The 25,489-nt window shown below is 58.2% G+C and carries 26 protein-coding genes and 1 riboswitch; of the genes, 9 read left to right on the top strand and 17 right to left on the bottom strand.

Going from position 1 to position 25,489, the window contains the following annotated elements; all coding sequences use genetic code 11:
• Window positions 1-196: 196 nt before the first annotated feature.
• From rpsA to NOR97_RS03115, 4 genes are all read right to left on the bottom strand, one after another.
• Window positions 197-1,873, bottom strand: coding sequence for a 30S ribosomal protein S1 (gene rpsA, locus NOR97_RS03130; RefSeq protein ID WP_170344924.1), 1,677 nt, complete (start codon window positions 1,871-1,873; stop codon window positions 197-199).
• Window positions 1,874-2,104: 231 nt separating this feature from the next.
• On the bottom strand, window positions 2,105-2,338 hold the full coding sequence (locus NOR97_RS03125) for a DUF6525 family protein (RefSeq protein WP_170344923.1): 234 nt from the start codon (window positions 2,336-2,338) through the stop codon (window positions 2,105-2,107).
• Window positions 2,339-2,550: 212 nt separating this feature from the next.
• On the bottom strand, window positions 2,551-4,236 hold the full coding sequence (locus NOR97_RS03120) for a tryptophan halogenase family protein (protein WP_170344922.1): 1,686 nt from the start codon (window positions 4,234-4,236) through the stop codon (window positions 2,551-2,553).
• A 208-nt stretch (window positions 4,237-4,444) separates the two neighbouring features.
• Window positions 4,445-4,981: a hypothetical protein gene (locus NOR97_RS03115; protein ID WP_257600183.1), complete on the bottom strand. Its 537-nt coding sequence runs from the start codon at window positions 4,979-4,981 to the stop codon at window positions 4,445-4,447.
• Between the two features lie 217 nt (window positions 4,982-5,198).
• Here NOR97_RS03115 and NOR97_RS03110 point away from each other — a divergent pair, with 217 nt between their 5' ends.
• Complete coding sequence (locus NOR97_RS03110) at window positions 5,199-5,675, top strand: YHS domain-containing (seleno)protein (protein WP_257600182.1); 477 nt, start codon at window positions 5,199-5,201, stop codon at window positions 5,673-5,675.
• A 23-nt stretch (window positions 5,676-5,698) separates the two neighbouring features.
• On the opposite strand, the gene cmk is transcribed toward NOR97_RS03110, so the two are convergent.
• The 10 genes from cmk to miaB all read right to left on the bottom strand — a co-directional run bounded on the left by cmk (window position 5,699) and on the right by miaB (window position 16,187).
• Complete coding sequence (gene cmk, locus NOR97_RS03105) at window positions 5,699-6,316, bottom strand: (d)CMP kinase (RefSeq protein WP_170344919.1); 618 nt, start codon at window positions 6,314-6,316, stop codon at window positions 5,699-5,701.
• Window positions 6,313-7,659 carry a 3-phosphoshikimate 1-carboxyvinyltransferase gene (gene aroA, locus NOR97_RS03100; protein ID WP_170344918.1) on the bottom strand — a complete coding sequence of 449 codons (1,347 nt, stop codon included), beginning with the start codon at window positions 7,657-7,659 and terminating at the stop codon, window positions 6,313-6,315. The genes cmk and aroA overlap by 4 nt, the downstream gene beginning before the upstream one ends.
• A gap of 68 nt (window positions 7,660-7,727) precedes the next feature.
• A complete protein-coding gene (trmB, locus tag NOR97_RS03095; RefSeq protein ID WP_257600181.1) occupies window positions 7,728-8,438 on the bottom strand; it encodes a tRNA (guanosine(46)-N7)-methyltransferase TrmB in 711 nt (236 codons plus the stop codon).
• Between the two features lie 97 nt (window positions 8,439-8,535).
• Window positions 8,536-9,717 carry a methionine adenosyltransferase gene (gene metK / locus NOR97_RS03090; protein ID WP_170344916.1) on the bottom strand — a complete coding sequence of 394 codons (1,182 nt, stop codon included), beginning with the start codon at window positions 9,715-9,717 and terminating at the stop codon, window positions 8,536-8,538.
• 5 nt (window positions 9,718-9,722) lie between these two features.
• Window positions 9,723-9,772, bottom strand: a riboswitch (SAM-SAH riboswitch).
• 41 nt (window positions 9,773-9,813) lie between these two features.
• Window positions 9,814-11,319, bottom strand: a complete 1,506-nt coding sequence (lnt, locus tag NOR97_RS03085) for an apolipoprotein N-acyltransferase (protein ID WP_257600180.1) — start codon at window positions 11,317-11,319, stop codon at window positions 9,814-9,816.
• A complete protein-coding gene (locus NOR97_RS03080) occupies window positions 11,316-12,203 on the bottom strand; it encodes a hemolysin family protein (protein WP_257600179.1) in 888 nt (295 codons plus the stop codon). The genes lnt and NOR97_RS03080 overlap by 4 nt, the downstream gene beginning before the upstream one ends.
• 36 nt (window positions 12,204-12,239) lie before the next feature.
• The gene (ybeY, locus tag NOR97_RS03075; RefSeq protein WP_257600178.1) at window positions 12,240-12,734 is read right to left on the bottom strand and encodes an rRNA maturation RNase YbeY; all 495 of its coding nucleotides are present in this window, start codon (window positions 12,732-12,734) and stop codon (window positions 12,240-12,242) included.
• 36 nt (window positions 12,735-12,770) lie between these two features.
• Window positions 12,771-13,793 (bottom strand): PhoH family protein, encoded by a 1,023-nt coding sequence (locus NOR97_RS03070; RefSeq protein ID WP_170344912.1) that lies wholly within the window; start codon window positions 13,791-13,793, stop codon window positions 12,771-12,773.
• Window positions 13,794-13,929: 136 nt separating this feature from the next.
• On the bottom strand, window positions 13,930-14,694 hold the full coding sequence (locus NOR97_RS03065; RefSeq protein ID WP_257600177.1) for an outer membrane protein: 765 nt from the start codon (window positions 14,692-14,694) through the stop codon (window positions 13,930-13,932).
• 173 nt (window positions 14,695-14,867) lie between these two features.
• Entirely contained in the window at window positions 14,868-16,187 is a 1,320-nt protein-coding gene (miaB, locus tag NOR97_RS03060) for a tRNA (N6-isopentenyl adenosine(37)-C2)-methylthiotransferase MiaB (RefSeq protein WP_257600176.1), read from the bottom strand.
• Window positions 16,188-16,310: 123 nt separating this feature from the next.
• Between miaB and NOR97_RS03055 the strand changes: the two genes are divergently transcribed.
• Complete coding sequence (locus tag NOR97_RS03055) at window positions 16,311-17,174, top strand: hypothetical protein (protein WP_170344910.1); 864 nt, start codon at window positions 16,311-16,313, stop codon at window positions 17,172-17,174.
• On the opposite strand, the gene NOR97_RS03050 is transcribed toward NOR97_RS03055, so the two are convergent.
• On the bottom strand, window positions 17,157-17,978 hold the full coding sequence (locus tag NOR97_RS03050; RefSeq protein ID WP_257600175.1) for a phytanoyl-CoA dioxygenase family protein: 822 nt from the start codon (window positions 17,976-17,978) through the stop codon (window positions 17,157-17,159). The genes NOR97_RS03055 and NOR97_RS03050 overlap by 18 nt on opposite strands.
• A 38-nt stretch (window positions 17,979-18,016) precedes the next feature.
• On the opposite strand from NOR97_RS03050, the gene NOR97_RS03045 reads away from it, so the two are divergent.
• Window positions 18,017-18,958 carry a LysR family transcriptional regulator gene (locus tag NOR97_RS03045; protein ID WP_306978867.1) on the top strand — a complete coding sequence of 314 codons (942 nt, stop codon included), beginning with the start codon at window positions 18,017-18,019 and terminating at the stop codon, window positions 18,956-18,958.
• A 6-nt stretch (window positions 18,959-18,964) separates the two neighbouring features.
• On the opposite strand, the gene irrA is transcribed toward NOR97_RS03045, so the two are convergent.
• Complete coding sequence (irrA, locus tag NOR97_RS03040) at window positions 18,965-19,381, bottom strand: iron response transcriptional regulator IrrA (RefSeq protein WP_170344907.1); 417 nt, start codon at window positions 19,379-19,381, stop codon at window positions 18,965-18,967.
• A gap of 186 nt (window positions 19,382-19,567) precedes the next feature.
• On the opposite strand from irrA, the gene fabA reads away from it, so the two are divergent.
• From fabA to NOR97_RS03025, 3 genes are read left to right on the top strand one after another with little or no spacing between them, the layout of a single operon-like run.
• On the top strand, window positions 19,568-20,077 hold the full coding sequence (gene fabA / locus NOR97_RS03035) for a bifunctional 3-hydroxydecanoyl-ACP dehydratase/trans-2-decenoyl-ACP isomerase (protein ID WP_152457158.1): 510 nt from the start codon (window positions 19,568-19,570) through the stop codon (window positions 20,075-20,077).
• Between the two features lie 31 nt (window positions 20,078-20,108).
• Entirely contained in the window at window positions 20,109-21,338 is a 1,230-nt protein-coding gene (gene fabB, locus NOR97_RS03030; RefSeq protein WP_170344906.1) for a beta-ketoacyl-ACP synthase I, read from the top strand.
• A gap of 5 nt (window positions 21,339-21,343) precedes the next feature.
• Window positions 21,344-22,135: an enoyl-ACP reductase gene (locus NOR97_RS03025; RefSeq protein ID WP_257600174.1), complete on the top strand. Its 792-nt coding sequence runs from the start codon at window positions 21,344-21,346 to the stop codon at window positions 22,133-22,135.
• Between the two features lie 271 nt (window positions 22,136-22,406).
• Here the strand turns inward: NOR97_RS03025 and NOR97_RS03020 are convergent, their stop codons facing one another.
• Window positions 22,407-22,835, bottom strand: a complete 429-nt coding sequence (locus NOR97_RS03020; protein ID WP_170344904.1) for a peptidylprolyl isomerase — start codon at window positions 22,833-22,835, stop codon at window positions 22,407-22,409.
• Window positions 22,836-22,961: 126 nt separating this feature from the next.
• Here NOR97_RS03020 and NOR97_RS03015 point away from each other — a divergent pair, with 126 nt between their 5' ends.
• Genes NOR97_RS03015 through NOR97_RS03005 form a run of 3 tightly spaced genes read left to right on the top strand, consistent with a single transcriptional unit; the run spans window position 22,962 to window position 25,449 of the window.
• On the top strand, window positions 22,962-23,648 hold the full coding sequence (locus NOR97_RS03015) for a haloacid dehalogenase type II (RefSeq protein WP_257600173.1): 687 nt from the start codon (window positions 22,962-22,964) through the stop codon (window positions 23,646-23,648).
• Window positions 23,648-24,478, top strand: a complete 831-nt coding sequence (locus NOR97_RS03010; RefSeq protein WP_257600172.1) for an alpha/beta fold hydrolase — start codon at window positions 23,648-23,650, stop codon at window positions 24,476-24,478. Before NOR97_RS03015 ends, NOR97_RS03010 begins: the two co-directional genes overlap by 1 nt.
• A complete protein-coding gene (locus tag NOR97_RS03005; RefSeq protein WP_257600171.1) occupies window positions 24,475-25,449 on the top strand; it encodes a threonine/serine dehydratase in 975 nt (324 codons plus the stop codon). Before NOR97_RS03010 ends, NOR97_RS03005 begins: the two co-directional genes overlap by 4 nt.
• The last annotated feature ends 40 nt before the right edge of the window (window positions 25,450-25,489 follow it).

Raw genomic sequence — 25,489 nt, 5'->3', positions numbered from 1 at the left:
GAACGGATACTCTGAGTTTTGAGGCTTTATTTTGCCACATTCTCGCGCGAAATTTTACCTGTCAGGCCAATTTCCACACTTAATGCGCGAGCAATACCACGAACAAGCCGATGAATCGGAACATATTGATTCGCAACAAAAACGGCCCCGCGCGGGTGCGCGAGGCCGTAATTCTTGTTCGGGATTGCACCCGAGCTTAGTCGCCGGATTTCAGCGCTGCACCCAGGATATCGCCCAGCGATGCGCCCGAATCGGAGGAACCGTACTGCTCCACGGCCTCTTTCTCTTCGGCGATCTCGCGCGCCTTGATCGACAGGCCCAGACGACGGGTCTTGCTGTCGACGTTGGTGACGCGGACGTCGACCTTGTCACCGACCGAGAAACGCTCGGGGCGCTGTTCGGCACGGTCACGCGACAGGTCCGAACGACGGATGAACGACTTCATGCCTTCGTATTCGACCTCGATGCCGCCATCTTCGATCGCGGTGACTTCGACGGTGATGACCGAGCCACGCTTCACGCCGCCCACGGCTTCGGCGAACTTGTCACCGCCCAGGGCTTTGATCGACAGCGAGATACGCTCTTTTTCAACGTCAACTTCCGAGACGACCGCCTGAACGACGTCGCCCTTGCGGTAGTTCTGGATGGCATCCTCGCCACGCTCGTCCCAGGACAGGTCGGACAGGTGAACCATGCCGTCGATGTCGCCTTCGAGGCCGATGAACAGACCGAATTCGGTGATGTTCTTGACTTCGCCTTCGACCTCGGTGCCCTCGGGGTGTGTTTCTGCAAACACTTCCCATGGGTTGCGCTGGGTCTGCTTCAGGCCCAGAGACACACGACGCTTGGCGCCGTCGATTTCCAGAACCATGACGTCGACTTCCTGGCTGGTCGAAACGATCTTGCCAGGGTGGACGTTTTTCTTGGTCCAGGACATCTCGGACACGTGCACCAGACCTTCGACACCGGCTTCCAGCTCGACAAACGCGCCGTAGTCGGTGATGTTGGTGACGCGACCCTGATGGACCGAGCCCAGCGGGTACTTGGCCGCAACCAGATCCCACGGATCTTCCTGCAGCTGCTTCATGCCCAGGCTGATGCGGTGGGTCTCTTTGTTGATCTTGATGACCTGAACCTTGATGGTTTCGCCGATCGACAGGATCTCGGATGGGTGGTTCACACGGCGCCATGCCATGTCGGTGACGTGCAGCAGGCCGTCAACGCCGCCCAGGTCAACAAATGCGCCGTATTCGGTGATGTTCTTGACGACACCCTCGACGGTCTGACCTTCGGACAGGTTGCCGATGACTTCCGCACGCTGTTCGGCACGCGATTCTTCCAGGATTGCGCGACGCGACACAACGATGTTGCCACGGCGACGGTCCATTTTCAGAATCTGGAACGGCTGCTTCAGACCCATCAGCGGGCCGGCGTCGCGCACGGGGCGCACGTCAACCTGGCTGCCGGGCAGGAATGCAACTGCTCCACCCAGATCAACGGTGAAACCACCTTTGACGCGACCAAAGATTGCACCTTCGACGCGCTGGTCGTCGGCATATGCTTTTTCCAGACGGTCCCATGCCTCTTCACGGCGGGCCATCTCGCGCGAGATGACGGCTTCGCCACGGGCGTTTTCTGCGGCGCGCAGGTATACTTCGACCTCGTCGCCAACAGCGATTTCAGGGGCTTCGCCGGGATTTGCGAATTCTTTCAGATCAACGCGGCCTTCCATTTTGTAGCCGACGTCGATGATGGCCTGGCCGGCTTCGATCGCCAGAACCTTGCCTTTGACAACAGAACCCTCTTCGGGCGTGTCCATTTCGAAGCTTTCATTCAGGAGGGCTTCGAATTCCTCCATGGATGCGTTAGCCATGTGGCGTTGTTTTCCTTTACAATACGTTTTTGCTGGCCGAGCGGTTGTCTCCGCCGGTCTTGTTTCATGATGTCTTCAGGCGTGATCCGGTGCGTCCCTGAGCAAACAAACACAAAGGGCCGAGGTAACCCGGCCCTGCTCAGAAACGTCATCCGGACGTTGACCGCCCGTGTATCGACAGCGCGCGTATAGGCGGATTCCCCGGTATGTGCAAGGGCAAAGCCCATATTTTCAAGGTTTGGCGGCCCTGTGCCCAGGCGCGTTGCCGGTTTTGAAACTCCAAACCCCGGCATCGCGCCGCAGCATGGCCTGTTCGATTGCGTCCAATCGCATCAACGCTGCGGAAGGGTTGCGCGCACCCCCAGCCCGGTTCCAGATTTTCTGCGCAGAAACGGGGCTCCACGGCAAGCTTGCCGAGGCCAACCACTGGCGCAGCCCTGACGGCAGAGAGTCGTAAGCCTGCATAGGCGATGCCTTTCGTCTCCGACGTTTGAGGGTGCTCCGCAAGTTCCGCCCCCTTGTTTGCCCTTGTTTCTTCTGTTGTCGCAATACGGTCGCCTTTCGCAGTTTATATGTAATTACATTACACATCGACAAAGCAGGCGGAAGCAAAAAAGACGGGGAGTTTACGCCCCGCCTTTCCTGCAAACACTCCCTGCGCAACGGGCAGGAAGCATTCAGAACAGTTGCAGATCCTTTTTGCCGCTTTGAATTTCAGCAAAGTTCGGCATGTTCTCGATGACAACAGGGGCTGGCGCCGTGCCCGGCATCGCCACTGTCGGTTTCATTGCCGCGGCCATTCCAAAGGCAGGTTGCTCAAGCTCCCCCCGGATATCGCGCAACAGTGTTTTGTGATCCGGCATCGACTTGATGATTTTCGCCAGATCCATTTTTGCGTTCTTCATGCCCTGGAACCAGATCGGTTTCTTCAATGGTCGAAGTCGATCACGGATGCCTGAACCATAGCCGGTATCATAGACCTGTTTGCCCAACAGAACGGTTTGATAAACGCGGCTGTCAAACAATGTGGCGAACTCGATATCGTGGTCCATCGGCAGGCGATACTGCCACAATTCAAGATTTTCGGCCAACCGATCCGGTATCTTCATCTCGGTGCGCGCATCGATCCAGTATTGGTCATCGGTACGGTTGCCCAACCGATAGTGCAAACAGATGAATTCCAGAACCTCGTTATAGAGCTTGTCCATCTGCCGATTGTATCTGTCCCTCAGCGAAGGCTCGATGTCTCGCGTAGGCAAATGCTCGGCGAACCAGCGTATCGCATGGTCAATCATATGGATCGCCGTGCTTTCCAGCGGTTCAATGAACCCGCCGGACAGGCCTATGGCCACGCAATTCTTGACCCAGGCATTGCGCACGCGACCGACCCGCATCGGGATCACGCGCGGTGTCAAACCCTTGCCGCTGTCACCCAGCCATTCAAGGTATTCGTCCGCGGCCTGATCGTCCGTGCGGTGTGCCGACGAATAGACATATCCTGTGCCCACGCGGTTAAAAAGCGGTACGCGCCATGTCCAACCTGCGCCCAAGGCAGTGGATCTTGTGGCGCTTTCGATCTTGTCAGGATCCGGATGTTCGATCTGCAACGCCATGGCTCGATCATTGGGCAAGTAGTCAGAGTAATCCAAAAATGGCTCACCGAGTGCCTTGTTGATGATCAGCCCGCGAAACCCGGTGCAATCCACGACCATCTCAATGTCATGGCGGCCTTTTGCCTCGAGCATGAGATGACTGACATTGCCCTGTTCATCCAACTCGACCGTTTGCACCTCATCCCGGATATGCTCCACTCCGCGCTTCGTGCAGACCCTGGTCAGCATGCCTGCAAACTTTACGGCATCCAGGTGATAGGCATACCCAAACCGTTGCTCGAATTCCGGCTGGCCCAACGGACGCGCGCCTTTGCACAAACGGGCCAGATCATCATGCGGTGATATGGACTGCGTGAAATCCCTGTCGCCATTGCCGAAGCGCAGGTAATACTCGGCGGCCTCCAGCCCTTCAAGCATCTGGCCGTGCGCAAAGGGATTCATGTAATCGATGCGATTGCCCTTGGCGTCATTGTTCCAGTTGCAGAATTTCACGCCCAGCTTGAAGGACGCGTTGGTCTCGCGGAAGAAACTCCGCTCTGAAATGCCCGCCTGACGCAGCGTGACAGGCATGCGCGGAACCGTAGCTTCACCCACCCCCACGGTCGAGATATTCGGGCTTTCGATCAGGCATATTTTCGGTCGATCCTTGGGCGCTGACGTGCGGGAAAATACCATGTCCAGGATCAGCGCGGTCATCCATCCAGCCGTACCGCCACCCACGATGGTGATTTTGTTCAAACGATTGTTCATGTAGTTTTGTCCCTGTTGGCTTGGGAATTTTTTGCTGCGCCCCCGTTTTATGTGCGGGTTGTGTCGCAGCTTTCCCTTTTCGCTGGGAAGAAACTATAACAGCTTTCCCGAATCCATCTAGGGCCTATGACGAACCGGACTGAAGACCCGGCCGTGCAACGACGGCCAGTCCGCTGGCGTCACGCCAATCCCAAATTCACGGTGCCGCTCAGATCTCTTCGCCTTTCTTCAGCAGCTCTTCAATCAGCTCTCGTTGCAGATCGGTGCTGTCGCCGCCTCCGAACTCTGCCGCGCCGCCGGAATACAGGGTGCCATATGTCCTGGCGATGTTCACAGTCTGGGCCAGCCCCGAGATCAGCTGGTCTTTTTCCAACAGGGACAACGGATGGATAAACGCAGCCCACAAGGTGCCATTGGCGATCGCGTACCGGGCATCCAGCGTGCTGTCGAAATTGGCCTGCATCATTCGGATCAAGTCTTCCTCCGACAGGGCCTCGGCGCTGCGGATCGGGACCATGGCCCGCATCCGATCCGCATTGGTGTCGGTGATGACCAAGACCTGCACCCCTGCAATCGTCAATTGAAACCCGGGGCCGCTCGGCTCTGCTTCGGGGTCAAGTGCAAAAAGAATGTTGCCCAGCCGTTCATACGTCATCGGCGGTTCAGCTTCGGGTGGGCTTTGCACTGTCTCTTGCGCGGCAAGGCTTCGGGCAATGAAAACAAGAATGAGGGCTAATCGGATCATGATGACACTCCTGAGGGCATTCTTTCAGCATAGGTACCGAAAACCACACTGACCAAACAAAGCTTGGTGAATGCGCCTTCCCTCAATTCAGATACTTGTACGATCTGCAATATCTGATGGGCTATCTGCGATTACACGTACAACTTTCATCCCCTAACTATGTTTCACCGGTCGACGATCCGATCGACCCGAACCCAGAACCAAAAGGAAACGTGTAATGAAAACCATCGTCTTCACCGCCCTGGCAGCTGCTATCGCCCTGTCCACTCCGGCTTTTGCCGCCGACGAAATCAACGTGTCGAACGGCATCTCGGCCGCAGGCGCCCCGCTTGCCGCACATGGGGTCGATCTGGTTGCATTGGTCAATGATGGCAACCCGGTCGAAGGCTTCGCCACCCACACGGCGACCTATGATGGCGCATCCTATTACTTCACCACCGCCGCCAACCTCGAAGCGTTCGAAGCAAACCCGGAGGCCTACCTGCCGCAGCATGGTGGGTTCTGTTCATTCGGCGTATCGGTCGGCAAGAAGTTCGACGGTGACCCGGATCAGTACCTGGTAGCAGATGGAAAACTGTACCTGTTCCTGAACGCAGAAACCCGCGCGGCCTTCCTGAAAGACGTTCCCGCCACCGCAAAAACGGCGGATGAACAGTGGGCAAACATCAAAAGCATCGCCGTTGGCGAGCTGTAAATTCTGCCCCCCTGCCTGCGACGTCAGCGCGTCGCGGGCAGTTTCGCGCTGATGATTTCAAGCGCTTTGGCCAATGCAGCCTCGATGCTTAGGTCTGTTGTATCCAGTTGCACTGCATCCTCAGCTGGCTTCATCGGCGCAGCGCTGCGCTCTGCGTCCCGCGCATCCCGCTCTTTGACATCTGCCAGAACCTGTTCGCGCGTCACGTCAGCCCCTTTTGCGCTAAGCTCCAGAAACCGGCGTTCGGCTCTTACCTCCGGGCTGGCCGTTACAAACAGCTTCACCTCGGCATTGGGACAAATCACCGTCCCGATGTCGCGCCCATCCAAGACCGCCCCGCCTGACCTTCGGGCAAAGGCGCGCTGAAAATCCACCAAGGCAGCGCGAACCTCGGGGATCACCGCCACTTTGGAGGCGGCCTGCGCGATTTCAGCCGTGCGCAGATCACCCTGCTCAAGCTCTTCGGCGGTCAGGGCCTGCGCAGCTTCAAGCGCACCAAACCCTTCGAGGGTACGCCGCCCGACGGCGCGATACAGCAAGCCGGTGTCCAGATGTGCGAACCCGAAATGCGCCGCAACGGCCTTGGAGATCGTGCCCTTGCCCGCAGCCGCAGGTCCGTCAATCGCGACAGTGAAGCTCACCTGCGCTCTACCTTTGCACCAAGCGACGCCATCAACGGCTCAAAAATCGGGAAGGAGGTCGCGATCGGGCCACCATCATCCACGCTTACCGGGTTCATCGCGCCCATGCCCATCACCATGAAGGACATGGCAATACGGTGATCCAGGAAGCTTTCGCACGTTCCGCCACCCGGAACCTTGCCGATGCCCAACCCTTCGACCGACCACCAGTCGTCACCCTCGTTGACCGTGACGCCGTTGGCGCGCAGACCGCGCGCCATGGCATCGATGCGGTCGCTTTCCTTCACCCGGAGTTCCTTCACTCCGCCCATCATCGTGGTGCCCATGGCGTTTGCGGCAACCACGGACAAAACGGGGTATTCGTCGATCATCGAGGCCGCGCGTTCAGGCGGCACGTCAATGCCCTTCATGTTTGGCGAGTATTTCGCGCGCAGATCGGCAACTGGCTCGCCGCCCTCTTCGCGTTCGTTTTCATAGGTCAGGTCGGCGCCCATCTCGCGCAGCGTCGTGAACAGGCCCGCGCGCGTGGGGTTCAGGCCGATACCCGGCACCAGAACGTCCGAACCGGGCGTGATCAGCGCCGCGCAAACCGGGAAGGCCGCGCTGGACGGGTCGCGCGGTACGGCGATGACCTGCGGCTTCAATTCGGGGCGCCCCGTCAAAGTGATGACCCGGCCTTCATCGGTGTCTTCCACCGTGATTTCGGCACCGAACCCGGACAACATCCGCTCGGAATGATCGCGGGTTGCCTCTTTCTCGATAACCACGGTTTTGCCGGGGGCATTCAGCCCCGCCAGCAGGACGGCGGATTTCACCTGGGCCGAGGGCACCGGAACTTCGTACCGGACCGGAGTCGGGTCCGCCGCACCGACGATCGTCATTGGCAAACGCCCCCCCGAGCGGCCCACGGCCTGCGCACCAAACAACGCAAGCGGATCCGTTACCCGCGCCATGGGACGCTTGTTCAGGCTGGCATCCCCGGTAAACGTTGCCACAATCGGCGAGGTCGCCATGGCACCCATGATCAGTCGCACCCCGGTGCCGGAATTGCCGCAGTCAATCACCTGATCCGGTTCGGCAAACCCGCCGACACCCACGCCATGCACGGTCCATTCGCCGCCGCCATGATCTGTGACTTCTGCCCCGAATGCCCGCATTGCCTTTGCGGTGTCCAAGACGTCCTCACCTTCGAGCAATCCCGAGATCCTGGTCTCGCCCACGGCCATCGCACCAAGGATCAACGACCGGTGCGAAATCGACTTGTCGCCCGGCACCTCTGCCGTGCCGGTCAGCGGGCCGCAGGGATGCGAGGTCATCGGGATGGGCGTTCCGTGTCCGGACATGGGGGCTCCTTTTGCGCTATCAGTGCTCAAGCCGATTAGCGAATTGGCACCGGTTGGTCCAGCGGCAATCAGTCTTTGCGGCGGAAGGTCAGGTAATGGGGCGTGCGACCTTCACGCAAGGCCTTCTGCTCGTAGCGTGTGGAAATCCAGTCTTCCCACGGCTCGCGCCAATCTGCGGGGCGTTCGGCCAGCCACTCGAACCCGGCGCGGGGGACTTCCTCCAGCGTCTGCCGCACATAGTCGGGGATGTCCGTGGCGACCCGGAAGATCGATCCGGGCTTCAGGACCTTCGCCAACGGTTCAAGATGTTCCGGTGTCACGAAACGGCGACGGTGATGCCGGGTTTTGGGCCACGGGTCAGGATACAGAAGGAAGGCGCGCGATATACTGGCCTCTGGCAGCACGTCGAACAGGTCACGGGCATCGCCGGGATGTACAGCAAGATTCTCAACCCTCGCCTGCCGGATTTTGCCCAGCAGCATGGCAACGCCGTTGATATAGGGCTCGGCCCCGATGATGCCGATGTCGGGGTTGCTTTGCGCCTGATGAACCAGATGTTCGCCACCGCCAAAGCCGACTTCCAGCCAGACCGGCTTGCCGCCGAACAACTTGTTCAGGTCCAACGGTCTGCGTTCAGGGTTTGTTTCCCAATCCACCGCGCCGGGCGACAAAGCCGCCAGATCTTCGTTCAGATAGGTCTTTTGGCTGGGCTTCAGGGTCTTGCCCTTAAAGCGGCCATAGAAGTTTCTGCGCGGGCGTTGTGGGGTCTCGGTGCTCATGGCGGTCGCCATACTGCGGGCCAGAGAACGTTGCAAGGGCGCGCGGTACACACGAGGAAAAAGCGCGCCCTGAAAGGCGCGCTTTGTGTTGTTCAGATCAGACTGCGGATTTCAACGCATCGACCAGATCGGTGCGTTCCCAGCTGAACCCCCCATCATCGCTCGGCTGACGACCAAAGTGGCCGTAAGCAGCAGTGCGCTGATAGATTGGCTTGTTCAGTTGCAGATGCTGGCGAATGCCGCGCGGCGTCAGATCCATGACCTCACCCACGGCTTTCTCGATAGCCGCATCCGCCAGTTGGCCGGTACCATGCGTGTCGGCATAGATCGACAGCGGCTTGGACACACCAATCGCATAGCTCAGCTGAATCGTGCAGCGCTCGGCCATGCCGGCCGCCACGACGTTTTTGGCCAGGTATCGTGCTGCGTAAGCTGCCGAACGGTCAACCTTGGTCGGGTCTTTGCCCGAGAACGCGCCGCCGCCATGCGGGGCCGCGCCGCCATAGGTATCCACGATGATCTTGCGCCCGGTCAGGCCCGCGTCACCATCCGGTCCGCCAATAACGAACTTGCCGGTCGGGTTGACGTGCCATTCGGTTTCTGCCGACAGCCAGCCGTCGGGCAGGGTTTCACGGATGTAAGGTTCTACGATGGCGCGGATATCATCAGAAGACAGCGCTTCATCCAGATGCTGCGTAGAAAGAACGATCGAGCTGACACCAACCGGTTTGCCATCCTGATAAACGACCGACAACTGCGACTTTGCATCGGGGCCCAAAGCAGGTTCGGTGCCGTTCTTGCGTACTTCCGCCAGACGCCGCAGGATAGCGTGCGAATACTGGATCGGTGCAGGCATCAGCGCCGGAGTTTCAGTCGTGGCATAACCAAACATGATGCCCTGGTCGCCGGCACCTTCGTCCTTGTCATCCGCCGCATCAACGCCCTGAGCGATATGGGCGGATTGTTCGTGCAGCAGGTTGGTTACTTCGACGGTTTCGTGGTGAAACTTGTCCTGCTCGTAACCGATGTCTTTCACACAATCACGAGCGATCTGTTCGATGCGCCCCATGTAGTCGTGCAGCTTGTCTTGATCAGACAGGCCTACTTCGCCACCGATCACAACCCGGTTGGTTGTTGCAAAGGTTTCGCAGGCCACACGGGCTTCTGGTTCTTCGTTGAGAAATGCATCAAGGACAGCATCCGAGATACGGTCGCAGACCTTGTCAGGATGCCCTTCGGAAACGGATTCCGAAGTAAATGTATAGTTCTGTCGGGACATAAATGCGCTCCATTAGGGGTTTCTCCGCCACGCCAGGAAGCCGTTGTGACAGGTCACAGACGCATACGCGCGCTTCAAGATGGGGTCAATCTCTAATTATTTGGTCAGGCGGCGGATGTTGAACCACGCCAGTGCAGCAAGAAACAATAGCGCAGCAAGAACGGGGCTGTCCCCGATGCGGGAATAAACTGTTGGCCGTTGTGGCTGCGGCAGGATCGCATCCACGTATCCCGCCTTGCCCAAAGCCAATGAGGCCGTGATCTGACCCAGCGGGTCAATCATGGCCGATATGCCGGTATTGGCCGAACGGATCATCGGCAGACCTTGCTCAATCGCCCTCATCCGGGCCTGCGCCAGATGCTGAAACGGTCCGGAACGCGTTCCGAACCATGCGTCATTGGTGATCTGCAACAGAAAGTCTGCCCGGCCCGGCGCACCGTTCACATCCTGCGGGAACACGGCTTCGTAACAGATCAGAGGCAACGCCTTTCCCAATTCGCCAAGGTCCAAAAGATCAGGCCCCGGCCCCGCGCTGAATCCATGCCCCGTCGTGGCCGCCATCCCATAAATCCCAAAACGGCCCATCAACTCGCCAAAAGGCACATATTCCCCAAAAGGGGCCAGATGGTGTTTGTCATACAGACCGCCCTGCTGCCCGGCTTCATCCAGATAGACCATCGAGTTGAAGATCCTCGGGCCGTCTCCGCGCTGGATCCCCAAAACCACGGGCGTCCCCTGAGCGGCATCCGCGATGGCCGTCAAATACGGTTGTGCGCTGCCCAGCCAGGCTGGAACTGAGGTCTCGGGCCAGACGATCAGGTCCGGTCCGGGCAAAGCGGCTGAATACTCAATCTGACGGGCGAAAAACAAGGGCGCAAAAGCCGGGTCCCACTTTTGGTGCTGCGGCGCGTTGGGCTGAACAACACGAACTGTTTGCGGGCTGTCCTGAACCGTTGGCCGCATCGACCCATAGCCAATCGCCAGCACCGCCGCCGCAACCGCAAATCCCAGTGGCCGGACCAGTGCACGCACGCGTCTTTCCTGAACCAGTGCTGCCCCTATCGGAAACGCCACGGCAAATGTCAGCGCATTCAAGCCATATGGCCCCACCAGAGACAGCACTTGCGCCACGGGCGTATTCACCCAGATTTGCGCCACTCCGCCCCAGGGGAATCCGGTCAGCACATATCCCCGTGCCAGTTCGGCCAGCGACAGCGTTGCGATCAGCAAAACGCCTTGCTGCATGGCGGTCGCGCCAACATGCCGCGCCAGTCGAAACGCAACCGCCCAGAACAGGGCGAGCCCGCCGGCCATGAACACCAGCGCGAACGGTGCCATCCAGGCGTGGCGCTCTGCGTCCACCTGAAAGGGCTCGATGATCCAGCTTAGTGCATGTGCAAAATAGCCGGTGGCGAAGAACCAGCCGATCCACCCCGCGCGAGCGCGGGTTTCACTGGCAAGGAAAACCGGAACGATCAAAATCAGCGCAAGAACCGTAGCGCCCCAATACCCATGCGGCGCCTGGCCAAAAGCGCTGACGGCGCCCAGTGCGGCCGCGGCAAAAAATCTCAACGATGACGGCCAGCCCCGGACAGGCGTCATGCAGCCACGTCCGGCAGCATTACGCGCAACCGTTTGATGCGCCGCGGGTCGGCTTCGATCACTTCGAATTCCGGTCCTTCCGGATGGATCACGACCTCACCCCGCGCCGGAACACGCCCGGACAGCATGAACACAAGCCCGCCAAGCGTGTCGATGTCTTCTTCATCCACATCCTCGTGGCTGGTCAGGGATCTGCCGATCTCGGCCTCGAAGTCCTCAAGCGGCACACGTGCCTGCACAACGTAACAGCCCGGCTTTTCCTGCACCCAGAGCTGATCTTCGTCTGCATCGTGTTCGTCCGCGATTTCACCCACGACCTGTTCTATCAGGTCTTCGATCGTCAGCAGCCCGTCGACTCCGCCATATTCATCAATCACCAACGCCATATGGCGACGTTCGGTCTGCATCTTGGTCAGCAGGACCCCGATCGGCATTGAAGGCGGCACGAACAAAAGCGTGCGCAACATGGATTTCAGGTCAAACTTGTCCGCACCGCCATTGAAACCATGGGTCAGTGCGAAATCCTTGAGGTGAACGAAACCCAACGGCGTATCCAGCGTTCCTTCATAGACCGGGATTCTGGACAACCCACTGTCCCGGAACACGTCGGCCAGTTCATCCTTGGTGATGGTAGAAGGAACCGCGATGATCTCGGCCGTTGGAATGGCCACGTCTTCGACGCGCATCCGGCGCAAGTTCATCATCCCATGAGGCCGAGCTGCCGCTGCGCTCTGCCCATTCATCACCGGGTTTTGAGGAGTCTCCTGACCCGAAAACGCATCGAAAATTCGGGAAATAAACCCGCTTTTCTCTTCTGTATCATTGCCGCTGTCCTGAGGTTGCGCGCTTTGCGCTGCCCCAGAACTGCCGTCTGTTTCGCCCATTACCTTGTTCCAACTGATCGGGTCACATGACCCACTTTATACCTTATATGGGTCATCTATACCCAACTTGCCAAGTATCTCGACCTCAATCCCTTCCATCAAAGCGGCATCGGGGTCACGAATGTGATCATATCCCAGCAAATGCAACGTTCCGTGAACAAGCAAATGAATGACGTGATCGTCAATGTCCTTGCCTGCCTCATCGGCCTCTCGCGCACATGTGTCGAAGGAAATCGCAATATCGCCCAAAGGAATTTCACCGGTGAAATCCGGCTTTGGCGGATGCGGCGCTTGCCCGGCTTTGTCCGGGGCCAAATCTTCTGCCGGCCAGCTCAGAACATTGGTGGCGGTAGGTTTGCCGCGAAACTCGGCGTTCAGTTCCGAAATGCGCGCGTCATCACAACCCAGAACGCTGACCTCGCAACACTCCGGGTCCAGTTCCGCATGGAACAGGACGGCGGATATCGCCTGCCGCGACAAAGCTTCAAGCCCTTGCCACCGGTCGTCTTCGACAGTGAGTTCCAGATTCATCTTATCGCACAACAGCCCTGTGAATGAGCCTTGCAATCAACTGGTTTCGCGGCCCGCATCCGCCTCATACGCCTCGATGATCGCGGCCACAAGCGGGTGGCGAACCACGTCTTTGGACGTGAAATAGTTGAAGCTGATATTGGGAATCGTTTTCAACAGTCTTTCCGCATCCTGAAGCCCGGACTGAACGCCGCGTGGCAAATCGACCTGAGACCTGTCGCCGGTGATTACCATGCGGCTGCCCTCGCCCAGACGAGTCAGGAACATCTTCATCTGCATGGTCGTGGCGTTCTGTGCTTCGTCCAGCACCACGAACGCATTGGCCAACGTGCGTCCACGCATGAACGCCAGCGGCGCTATTTCGATTCGCTTTTCCTCGATCAGCTTGGCCAGTTGCTTGCCGGGCAGAAAATCATTCAGCGCGTCGTACAGCGGCTGCATGTAGGGATCGACCTTGTCTTTCATGTCACCGGGCAGATAGCCCAGTTTTTCCCCCGCCTCGACCGCCGGGCGGCTGAGGATGATTCGATCCACATGTCCGCCAATGAACATCGACACGCCCACGGCGACAGCCAGATAGGTTTTCCCCGTGCCGGCAGGTCCGATGCCAAATGCAAGCTCGTTTTGAAACAGTGACTGCACATAAGCCTTCTGGGCGTCCGTGCGCGGTTCCACCAGTTTCTTGCGGGTTTTGATCTCGACTGAACCGCCCTTGAACATTTCCAGCTGATCGCCGTCTCGGCTGCCGGTCCCCTGTTCCGAACCACCCATCCGCAGTTCCCGGTCCACGTCCGCGGCCTCGACCTCACGCCCGCCTTCCAGCCGCGTGTAAAGCGATTGCAGCACCTCGATAGCCTGCTTCTGAGCGTCCTCATCGCCCATCACGACAAGCTGATTGCCGCGGCGTACGATCTGGACGGAAAGCTTGCTTTCGATGTCGGTCAGATTGCGGTCGTATTCGCCACACAGGTCAATCAACAATCGGTTGTCGGGAAACTCTACAAACGCCTCGCGTTGGGGCATTTCATCTTGCGGTGGGGTCAGGGCACCGATGGCCAATCCGTTCTCCTGTCTTGGCGGTTCACCCCGAGCGTAGCCAACAAATCTCGGTGGGCGCAAGCCACAGTTTCAAAAATAAGCCCACGGATGACAAAAGCGCCGATCACGGTAAAGAAAAATTCATGTCAGACGGGCATCAGAAAGTATAGTTCAGCCCGAATCTCAAACCGCCGTATTTCGGTGTCGACTTCGTGGAAAAGCCCGAACCGAATTGAACGTCCTCGGATTTGAACTGGACGTATTCGTATTCGCCGGTGACTGACCAATTGTCGGTCAGCTTGTGTTCGGCACCGATGCTTGCGGTGTATCCGCCCCGCCTGTCCGACGCCGAAAAGCTCTGTACCGAAGTTCCCGATGTGATGCTGTTGGTCGTTTCAACATCGCCCCACAGGTACCCGACGCTGAAAAAGTAGAGAACCCGACCGTTTCGGCTTGTCAGGCCGCTTCGATATTTGAGGGACAAAACGTCAGATATCTCGGCCCCACCCTCGACGTTTGACCCGCCGATCTGGGCCCGTACACTGTCATCCAAGGATCCGAAATCATAACTGACTTCAAAACCATAGACGAAATCACGCCCCCACCTGGAAGGCAGAACACCGCGCCAACCACCGCGAAAGCCACCATAAGTTCCGGACACTTTGAGGTCGCCGACATCAAACAGCCCGGCGGGCGTTCTCAGACCAAATCGATCGTCCCTGCCCGAACCGTAGCCACCAGAAATCCCCAGGTAAAATGCACTGACGTCACTGCTGAATTTCTTGGGGCTAATTACAACTGGATCGGTTGTTTTGCCTTTCAAATCCCCGGCAATCGTCGCGCTGGCAAGTAGAGTGACCGCGGAAGCCACGGGCAAGGTTTTCACCAGGCTCAAGGCCCTGAAGCTCTTCAAGATTGACACTCATACCTCCATCACTCCGACCTTCGGATCGGCGTATAATCGTTTTTTAGACGCAAAAACTGGCGCCCCAAAAAACATGGCTCCTCTCGGAACATAGTTCCAAGCAATAAATCAAGGGTAAATTTTGGAAACAAACACCAACTATGGTGCCTGAACGGCGGAATCTCACCGACTCAGAGCAGTTCGCCCGCCAAAGAGTTGGCGCCTGACTCGGTGATCCGGACCTCTTTCAGATCACCAACGGCAATCTCGGGGCCTTTTACGTGAACCGAGTGAAGATACTCGGATTTTCCGACCATTTGACCAGGCAGACGGCCCGGTTTTTCGAACAAGACGCGGACTGTACGGCCAACCATACCGTCCTGAATTTCCCTTTGATGACGGGTGATAAGGGCCTGAAGATGCTGCAACCGATCATCCGCCTCAGCCGGATCAACCTGAGCCCGCTCGGCCGCAGGTGTTCCCGGGCGTGTGGAGTATTTGAAGGAATAGGCGTAGCCGTATTTGACCTCTTCAACCAAATCCATCGTTGCCTGAAAATCCTCTTCGGTTTCTTCGGGGAAGCCGACGATGAAATCCCCCGACATCACGATATCCGGGCGTGCCGCACGAATGCGCTCGATCAGGCGCAGATAGCTTTCTGCCGTGTGGCTGCGATTCATTCGCTTGAGGATACGGTCCGAGCCCGACTGAACCGGCAGGTGCAGATACGGCATCAGCTTGTCACAGGTGCCATGCGCCTCGATCAGGTCATCGGCCATGTCATTGGGGTGGGACGTGGTGAAACGGATACGTTCCAGCCCGTCAACCTTGTTCAGTTCCCAGATCAACCCGGCCAGGGTCATATCTCCGTCGGGTCCGGCCCCGTGATAGGCGTTGACGTTCTGACCCAACAGCGTGATCTCGCGCACGCCGCGTTCAACCAGATCATGGGCTTCGCGGATGATGCGATCCGCCGGACGGCTGACTTCGGCCCCACGTGTATAAGGCACGACGCAGAAGGCGCAGAACTTGTCGCAGCCTTCCTGAACCGTCAGAAACGCCGTCGGGCCGCGTTTGGCCTTGGGACGGTTCTTCAGCTTTTCGAACTTGTCTTCTTCCGGGAAATCAGTGTCCAGCGCCTTTTCGCCCGCTCGGGTCTTGGCCTCCATCTCGGGCAGACGGTGATAGCTTTGCGGGCCAACGACCAGATCGACCAGCGGCTGGCGGCGCATGATTTCTTCACCTTCGGCCTGTGCAACACATCCCGCCACACCGATTTTCAGGTCAGGCTTTTCGGCCTTCAGCCCCTTGAAGCGACCGAGTTCCGAATACACTTTCTCAGCCGCTTTTTCGCGGATGTGACAGGTGTTCAGCAGAATCATGTCGGCATCGTCAGGCGTTTTGGTTTCGACATAGCCCTGCCCGCCCAGCGCCTCGGACATGCGTTCGCTGTCATAGACATTCATCTGACAGCCATAAGTCTTGATAAACAGCTTTTTCGGTTCGGACATGGGACGGGCCTTTGCATTCGCTGGATCGGCGTCATCTATACGCTTCGAACGCCGCTTGCAATGCGGGCGCATTTACCCGAATTTGGCAGGACTTTCCAGAAAGGCCGGACCAAAAAGCACCCGATGACGTACGATTCCCTCGACCATTTCCTGAAATCGGGACAGGCCGCACTGGCCAAAGGCCCCGTAGCATTGATTTTTGCCGAGGACGAAGTGGAGCTGGCCAGCACGCTGCACCATCATCTGAGGCTGGGCTTCAAATCCGTCATCGTCTTTGCACCGGACGAGTTTCACCTGACAGAAGACCTGTCCGCCAAGGTGCATCGGGTCAATTTGAAGTGTTTTCCCCGGCTGGTCGTCTTCGAAACCATAAACAGGATCATTCAGGCCGCACCCGGTATCTGGATGTATTATTGCTACAACGCCGAATACCTGTTTTTTCCCTACTGCGAAACGCGTAGCGTCGGCGAGATGCTTGTCTTTCACGGTGAAGAGCGTCGCAATGCGATGCTCAGCTATGTCATCGACCTGTACGCAGAGGATCTGATCGCACATCCCAACGGCGTGGCCCCCGATCAGGCCATGTTCGACAGCGCTGGGTATTATGCCCATACCCGCCACGACCCAAGCGGCCAACCGCTGGACCGTCAGGTGGATCTTTCCGGCGGGTTGCGGTGGCGGTTCGAGGACCACATTCCCTACGAACGTCGCAGGATCGACCGTATCGCAGTGTTCAAGGCGCAAAAGCACCTGGTGCTGAGGCCCGACCACACCTTCAACGAACCGGAATACAATACCTATTCCTGTCCCTGGCATCACAACCTGACGGCCGCCATTTGTTCCTTCCGGGCCGCGAAAGCGCTGAAATCCAATGCAGGGTCAACATTTGACATCCGAAGCTTTCGCTGGCGCAACTCGGTACCGTTTGAATGGCAGTCCCGCCAGTTGCTGGATCTCGGACTGATCGAATCAGGACAGTGGTTCTGAGCCGGCCTGGCGCTGCAACAAAATCGGAAACCAATCCTCGCGCAGGCGCTGCCCCGGCGTCATGTCATGACCGGGAAACGGGGGCGAGGTTCGGCCGGGGCGCTCTACATACCGGGCATCGTCGCCAACCAGCCGCAAGGAAAAGGCGCGGCGACGGCTGTCTGACTGGTTTCCGCGCGCGCCGTGCAGCGTGCGATAGTTGAATGCAACGGCATCGCCGGGCTCCATCTCGAATTCGATGACCTTCATACCTTCGGCATCCGGATCCGGCACGGGGATGTACTGACCTTCATCCGGGAAGAAGCCGTCCTCGGAAACCCAGCGGGTCGGCAGAACCTCTTTCTTCCAACGGTGTGACCCGGCAACACAACGCAGCGTGGCCTGCCTGACCGGATCAAGCGGAGACCAGAAGCTGATCGTCTGCTGACCCTCGACGAAATAATAGGGACCGTCCTGATGCCATGGTGTCGCCATCGACGTACCGGGTTCCTTGACCAGCACGTGATCGTGAAACATCTGAACACGTTTCGATTGCATCAGATCCGCGGCGACCTCGGCTGCGGGAGATGTCTCAATCACTTCGCGGAACTGTGGAATCCGGGTCCAGTTGCAATAATCATCAAAGAAACGACCTGTTTCACCGGCCTTCTTGTTTTCGGACGCATACGGACCGGGATCGGCCATATTCGCAGCCACCCCGTCCCGCAACTGATCCACGTAATCGGCAAACAGCCTTTTGACCAGTACGACGCCATCCGCCTGATAAGTGTCGATCATCCGCTGAGAAACAAGAGGGTGTGGCATTGGAAGCTCCTGAAGTTTTTTTGTTTTTGCCCGGAAAAATGTATTCTGTTCAAATCATATCTTTCGAAGTTATTATTAATCTCATGTTATATATTTCGCTGCGCCAATATGAATATGTCTGTGCAGTCGGGCGTCACGGCAGTTTGTCGGCGGCGGCCCAACATCTCAACGTTTCACAACCGGCCTTGTCTACTGCGCTGACGCGCGTTGAAGCCCATTTGGGGTATCCGCTGTTCGTCCGCCGGCGCGGGGCGGCCATGGCACTGACACCTCAGGGGCGTACGTTCATAGATCATGCCGAGGTCCTGCTGAAAAATGCCGCCCGAATCGAGGCGTCCGATACCTCCGTACCGGAAACAACCAAACTGAGATTGGGCTGCTTTACGGACCTGGCCCCCTTCCTGTTGGCTCCGGCCCTGCAACTTCTTCGCGACACATTCGCCGATATCAACCTTACGTATGTGGCCGGGTCCTTCGAAGGGCTGCTGAATGGATTGATGGATGGCCAGATTGACATCGCAATCACATACGACCTGACCATGGATGCGGGGTTCGCCCGTACAAAGCTGTTCGACAGCAGACCAAAGGCCTTGATGTCCCCGGATCATCCGTTGGCGGCAACCACAGAAGTCACCCTTGCAGCGCTGGAAGGTTATCCGCTGATTCTGTCTTCGGAAGGATTGTCCGCTCAACACATTCTCGGCCTGTTCCGCCAACACGGGCTGCGCCCTACCGTCGCGCACCGGGCCGCATCCCTTGAGATTCAACGCAGCCTTGCGGCTCATGGTGAGGGAATCGGGATCAGCTATGCCAGCCCACCCAGCAGCTTCAGTTATGACAACAAGCATCTGGTCAGCGTGCCGATTGCCAATCCGGACACAGCAGAATCCGTCGTTCTGGCACGGCACGGAACGGGACCCTCTGACACGGTCATAGAAAAGACAGAACGTGTTTTGGTGGCCGGGCTGACAGGCGTTTAAGGTCTTTTACTTCTTGCGCAAGCGAATGACGACATCGACAGACGCGATTTCGACACCTTCCGGCGCCTCGGGAAGACGCTGAATGACCAGCTGATCCGATGGCGCATCACTTAGCCTTGCGTCGTCTTCCCAATAAAAATGGGGATGATCATGCGTGTTCGTGTCGAAATAGCTTTTGGATCCGTCCACTGTGATTTCTTGCAGCACACCTGCATCGCAAAAAGCACGCAGAGTGTTGTAGACCGTTGCCAGAGACACGGCATCACCATTCGCCTTTGCCGATTCAAAAAGGCTTTCTGCGGTGACATGGCGATGGCGGCCGTCGCCCACCAGAAGCTCGGCCAGCGCCACGCGCTGACGCGTCGGTCGCAAGCCGGCATTCACCAGCCAACCCGTTGCGATTTCGCGGCTCTGAGGTGTCATCGATCCGATACCCATTATTGCTGCCTTTATATATAGGGGCGCATCACCGGCAATTACAAATGAAATTCATTCGCAGGATAAGAACCAACACAACATGATGTGGCGCACCGCTCTTGCAGGACCTTGCAAACGGGTGCTAGACGAGGCCAGATATAAAGACAGACCCCCGGCAGGAAAGGCGGCAGAATGGCCCAGTTCCCAAGCAGTTTTGACAAAGATGATCTGCTGAAATGCGCTCGCGGCGAGTTATTTGGCCCCGGCAACGCACAATTGCCCGCCCCACCGATGCTGATGATGGACCGGATCACCGACATCTCTGCCGATGGCGGCCTGCACGGCAAAGGCCATGTGCTGGCCGAATTCGACATCACACCCGACCTTTGGTTCTTTGAATGCCACTTCCCGGGCAACCCGATCATGCCGGGCTGTCTGGGGCTGGACGGGCTTTGGCAGCTGACCGGTTTCAACCTTGGCTGGCGTGGATGGCAGGGGCGCGGCATGGCCGTCGGCGTCGGCGAAGTAAAGCTGACCGGCATGGTGCGCCCGGACCGCAAGATGCTGACGTACAAAATCGATTTCAAAAAAGCGATTCAAACGCGTCGCCTGACAATGGGTGTGGCAGATGGCATTGTCGAAGCCGATGGCGAGATGATTTATGATGTCAAGGACATGAAGGTCGTTCTTTCCGAGGCCTGAGCCCGAACGGTCTGAAACAAGGAGTGCGCACATGCGTCGAGTAGTCGTCACCGGTCTGGGGGTTGTATCCTCGATCGGGAACAATGCCGAAGAAGTTCTGACCTCGCTCAAAGCAGGTAAATCCGGGATCGTGGCAAGCGAGCAGATGGCGGAACATGGTTTTCGCAGCCAGATCGCGGGTACGCTCAAGATCGACGTGGCCCAGCATGTGGACAAGCGTACACTGCGCTTCATGGGTCCCGGGGCCGCCTATGCACATATCGCCATGAGCCAGGCGATTGCCGATTCCGGGCTGACCGAAGACCAGATCGTCAATCCCCGCACCGGACTGGTTGCGGGCTCTGGCGGACCATCGACCAGCGCCATGCTGACGGCGCATCAGACCGTTCTGAAGACGGGCGCGACCAAACGGATCGGGCCATTTGCCGTGCCGAAATGCATGTGCTCGACGATTTCGGCAAATCTCGCGACGGCATTCAAGATCAAGGGCATCAACTATTCGATCACGTCCGCCTGCTCGACTTCGCTGCATTGCATCGGCAACGCGGCCGAACAGATCATGCTGGGCAAGCAGGATGTGATGTTCGCCGGTGGCGGCGAGGAACTGGACTGGACCCTGTCCTGCCTGTTCGACGCAATGGGCGCGATGTCGTCGAAATACAATGACACACCCGACAAAGCCTCGCGCGCGTTCGACGAAAACCGCGACGGTTTCGTGATCTCGGGCGGCGGCGGAATCGTTGTTCTGGAAGAGCTGGACCACGCCCTGGCCCGCGGCGCCAAAATTTATGCTGAAGTTACGGGTTATGCCGCAACTTCAGACGGCCACGACATGGTTGCCCCTTCAGGTGAGGGCGGCGAGCGCGCGATGCGTCTTGCGCTGGATACCGTGCCCGAGGGGCGCAAGGTTGGCTATATCAATGCCCACGGCACCTCGACCCCCGTCGGCGATGTGGGTGAGGTCGAGGCCGTGCGCCGCATCTTTGGCGAAGGCAATGTGCCCCCCATCTCGTCGACCAAGTCTATGACAGGCCACGCTCAGGGCGCAGCTGGCGCGCTCGAGACGATTTTCTGCCTGCTGATGCTGGACAATGATTTCATTGCGCCATCCATCAATGTCGAAACGCTTGCCGAAGGCATTCAGCCCGGTGAAATTGCAACTCAAGTGGTTGAAAATGCAGGACTGGACAGTGTCATGACCAACAGCTTCGGCTTTGGCGGCACGAACGGATCCATGGTTCTGTCAAGGTATAACGGGTGAAAGTAATGTCGGATCTTCTCAAAGGTAAACGCGGCCTGATCATGGGCGTGGCCAATGACCGCTCGATTGCGTGGGGCATTGCCAAGGCCATGCACGAGGCTGGCGCCGAACTGGCATTCACCTACCAGGGCGAGGCATTCGGAAAGCGGCTGGAGCCGCTGGCTCAGAGCCTGGGCAGCGATTTCATGGTCGATGCGGATGTCACCGACGACGAGTCGCTGGATCGCGCTTTTGGCGAGCTGGCCGAACGCTGGCCAACGATAGACTTCCTGGTCCATGCGATCGCCTATTCGGACAAGTCCGAGCTGACAGGTCGGTTCCTGAATACCACACGAGCAAATTTCAAGCATTCGATGGATGTCTCGGCCTATTCCTTCATCGAGGTCGCGCGCCGCGCCTATCCGTTGATGAAAGACAATGGCGGGTCTCTGCTGACCCTGACTTATCAGGGCTCCAACCGGGTCGTACCCAACTACAACGTGATGGGTGTCGCAAAGGCTGCGCTGGAATCAGCAACGCGTTATCTGGCCAACGATCTTGGCCCCGATGGCATCCGCGTTAACGCGATTTCCCCGGGGCCGATGAGAACCCTTGCCGGTGCAGCCATCGGCGGCGCCCGCAAGACCTACAAATTCTGCGATCAGAATGCACCGATGCGCTCTAACGCCACACTTGAAGCTGTCGGCGGAACGGCAGTGTACCTGACGTCAGATGCCGGCGCCTGCACAACGGGTGAGATCATCCGCGTTGACGGTGGTTTCCACGTACTGGGCATGCCACAGCCCGAAGCCATGTGACCATATCTTTCCCTGCCGCTGCCCAGATTTCACCATCATTTCGCGGCAGGAAATCAATATGAGCAAGCTAGACCAAATCATTGCAAACAATGCACGCGCGACGCAAAGCCGGCGAAAGCCCGGCTTTCTCAGCCAACGGGCCAGGGTGCTATTGCTTACGTTGACTTCACTGTTGCTGGTGTTTGTCTTCTTTACGCAGCCACAGGTGCGGGCCGCGATTCACGCTCTGATAGGGTGATATCCGGGCCGGACGTCCGGCCCGAAACATGTCTCAGTTGACTGAAACGACTTCGATCTCGAAAATCAGATCCTGCCCTGCCAGCGGGTGATTTGCATCCAGGGTAACGGTGGCTTCGTTTGCATCCACGACCGTTACAGGCACGGCCTGACCTTCTGGCGTTTGCATCTGCAATTGTGTCCCGGGATCCAGGGGAATGTCGTCTGGAATGCCTTCGCGGGGAATTTCCTGGCGCATCGCAGGGTTGATCGGGCCGTAGGCGTCCGTGCAGGCAATCTCGACCCGCGTCTTGTCCCCGGTGGACAGACCCGGCATGGCACTGTCCAAACCTGGGATGATCTGGCCCGACCCGACCACGAATTCCAGCGGATCACGCCCGTCCGAGCTGTCAAAGACTTTGCCGTCCAGCAACGTCCCGGTGTAGTGGATGCGAACCGTGTCGCCCTGTTTTATTTCAGTCATCGTGGCCTCCGGCCGTTCTAAGGGGTTAAGCAGCCAACCCTAGAGGTTGCCACAATGTTGTAAAGCCTCGGCCCTTTCACCCCATTCCCCGATGTGCCAACCTGCGCGCAATCAGAGGAGGATCATATGGCGATCACGACCTGTGTGTTCGACGCCTACGGAACACTGTTCGACGTTGCTGCCGCTGCCCGACAGGCGGCAGACGAGCCGGGTTTCGAAGCCCTGAAAGACAAGTGGACCACAGTTGCGGCGCATTGGCGTCTGAAACAACTGCAATACACATGGCTGCGCGCCGTGGCGGATGCACATGCGGATTTCTGGGACGTTACCCAGGACGGGCTGGATTGGGCTCTGGAGGCCGCAGGCCTGCAAGGCGACCCGGACCTGCGCCAACGTCTGCTTGATCTCTATTGGGAATTGCAGGCCTATCCCGAAGTTCCGGCCATGTTGAAAGCCCTCAAGGAAGCCGGGCTGCAAACGGCGATCCTGTCCAACGGGTCACCCCCCATGCTGGATGGAGCCGTGAAATCCGCCGGAATCGGGGATGTATTGGATGATGTGCTGTCGGTCGAAAGCGTCGGCGTCTTCAAACCCCATGCACGCGTCTATGATCTGGTGCAAGACAGGTTTGGCTGCGCACGCGGTGACGTGTTGTTCGTCAGTTCGAATGGCTGGGATGCTGCCGGGGCCAGCGGGTACGGTTTTGTGACCGCATGGGTCAATCGGATTGGTGAACCCATGGACCGCCTTCCCTGGACACCTGCGCATGTGCTGTCTGATCTGACCTCGATTCCCAAACTGGCCGGTCTCTGATGTCAGAGTTCATGACAACGGACGGCAGGCGCATCTATTTCGAAGAGACCGGCACCGGTACGCCGCTTTTGTGTCTGACCGGTCTGACCCGAAACAGCCGCGATTTTTCGTTTTTTGCGCCACATGCCTCGGGCCTGCGCATGATCGCTATGGATTACAGGGGGCGCGGGCGTTCGGAGTACGACCCTGATTTCATGAACTACAATATCTTTCGCGAATCCCATGACGCGATTGAACTGCTCGATCATCTGGGGATCGCGAAAGCAGTCATTCTGGGAACATCGCGCGGCGGGCTGATCGCCATGGCGCTGGCCGCAAGCCATCCTGAACGTCTGGCCGCCGTAATTCTGAATGACGTGGGGCCGGTTATCGAGCCGTCAGGTATCGCCAAGATCATGGCCTACGTGGGGGCGCAACCCACGGCCAAAACCTATGATGAAGCCGCCGCCGCATTGAAACACGTAATGGAGCCGCAGTTTCCCGGTGTTCCACTGGAAACCTGGCGCAAACAGGCAGAATTTCAGTATGAAATGCGCAAAGATGGGCTGAAGCTGCGATACGATCCAGCCCTGCGCAAGGCGCTTCTTGAACAAGCTGCAAGCGGGGCAGCCCCTGATCTATGGATGTTCTTCGAAGCCTTGCGCGACATTCCCACCGGTGTGATCCGGGGCGCGAATTCCGATGTTCTGGGCGTGGCCACTCTGGCCGAGATGCGGCATCGACACCCGGACCTGATCTCGGTCGAGGTACCGGATCGCGGGCATGTTCCGTTCCTGAACGAACCCCAATCACTGGACCTGATACAGAAGGTATTGAAGAACGCCGCATGAGCACACTTGAGATGATCGAAGCCGCCGCAGATCGGCTGAAAGGACATGTCCGCGAAACACCGATCCTGTCGTCGCCCTTTCTCGACACCCTCGCGGGCCGCCGGATCTGGATCAAACCGGAATGTCTGCAACATACCGGCAGTTTCAAGTTTCGCGGCGCGTGGTCGGCCATTTCGGCGCTGGATGTGGGCATACGCAAGCGCGGCGTGATCGCATATTCATCGGGCAACCACGCGCAGGGCGTTGCGATGGCCGCTTCGAAGCACGGGATTGCCTCGGTCATTGTCATGCCGTCGGACGCGCCGCAACTCAAGATCGACAATACCCGCGCGCTGGGCGGAGAAGTCGTTTTGTACGATCGCGCGAATGAAAGCCGGGAGGAGATTGGCGAAGCCATCGCGGCAGAACGTGGTCTGACCCTGATCCGCCCCTATGACGAACCGCAAGTCATTGCGGGGCAAGGCACAACCGGGCTGGAAATCGCCAGGCAGGCAGCGGAAATTGGGGTTTCGCAGGCGGATGTTCTGATCTGTTGCGGCGGCGGAGGTTTGACCTCGGGCATTGCGCTGGCGCTGGAGAAACACGCGCCGAATTTGCGGGCGCGCCCCTGTGAGCCGGAAGGGTTCGATGACGTCAAACGATCATTGGCGTCAGGTCGCATTCAAAACAACACTGCGGCGTCGGGTAACATATGCGATGCGATCCTGACACCGCAGCCCGGCGATATCACCTTTCCGATCCTCCATCGTCTTTGTGGGCCCGGACTCTCTGTCACTGAAGACGAGGCGTTGCAGGCCATGGCCCATGCCTTTCTGCGCCTTAAAATCGTGTTGGAACCCGGCGGCGCCGTAGCCCTGGCCGCGGCCCTTTTCCGGGGTGACGAGATCGAGGGTGACGATGTGATCGTCGTCACATCGGGTGGGAATGTCGATCCGGGAATATTTGCTAAGGCGTTGGAATTCCTGACCTGACATGGGTGCGAAAGCCGTGCAAATTGCATCTGGACCGCCG

Origin of the sequence: Ruegeria sp. YS9, assembly GCF_024628725.1 — a bacterium.
Lineage (GTDB): Bacteria > Pseudomonadota > Alphaproteobacteria > Rhodobacterales > Rhodobacteraceae > Ruegeria > Ruegeria atlantica_C.
The sequence above is the reverse complement of the archived record's forward strand: the minus strand, read 5'-3'. Positions and strand labels throughout refer to the sequence as shown.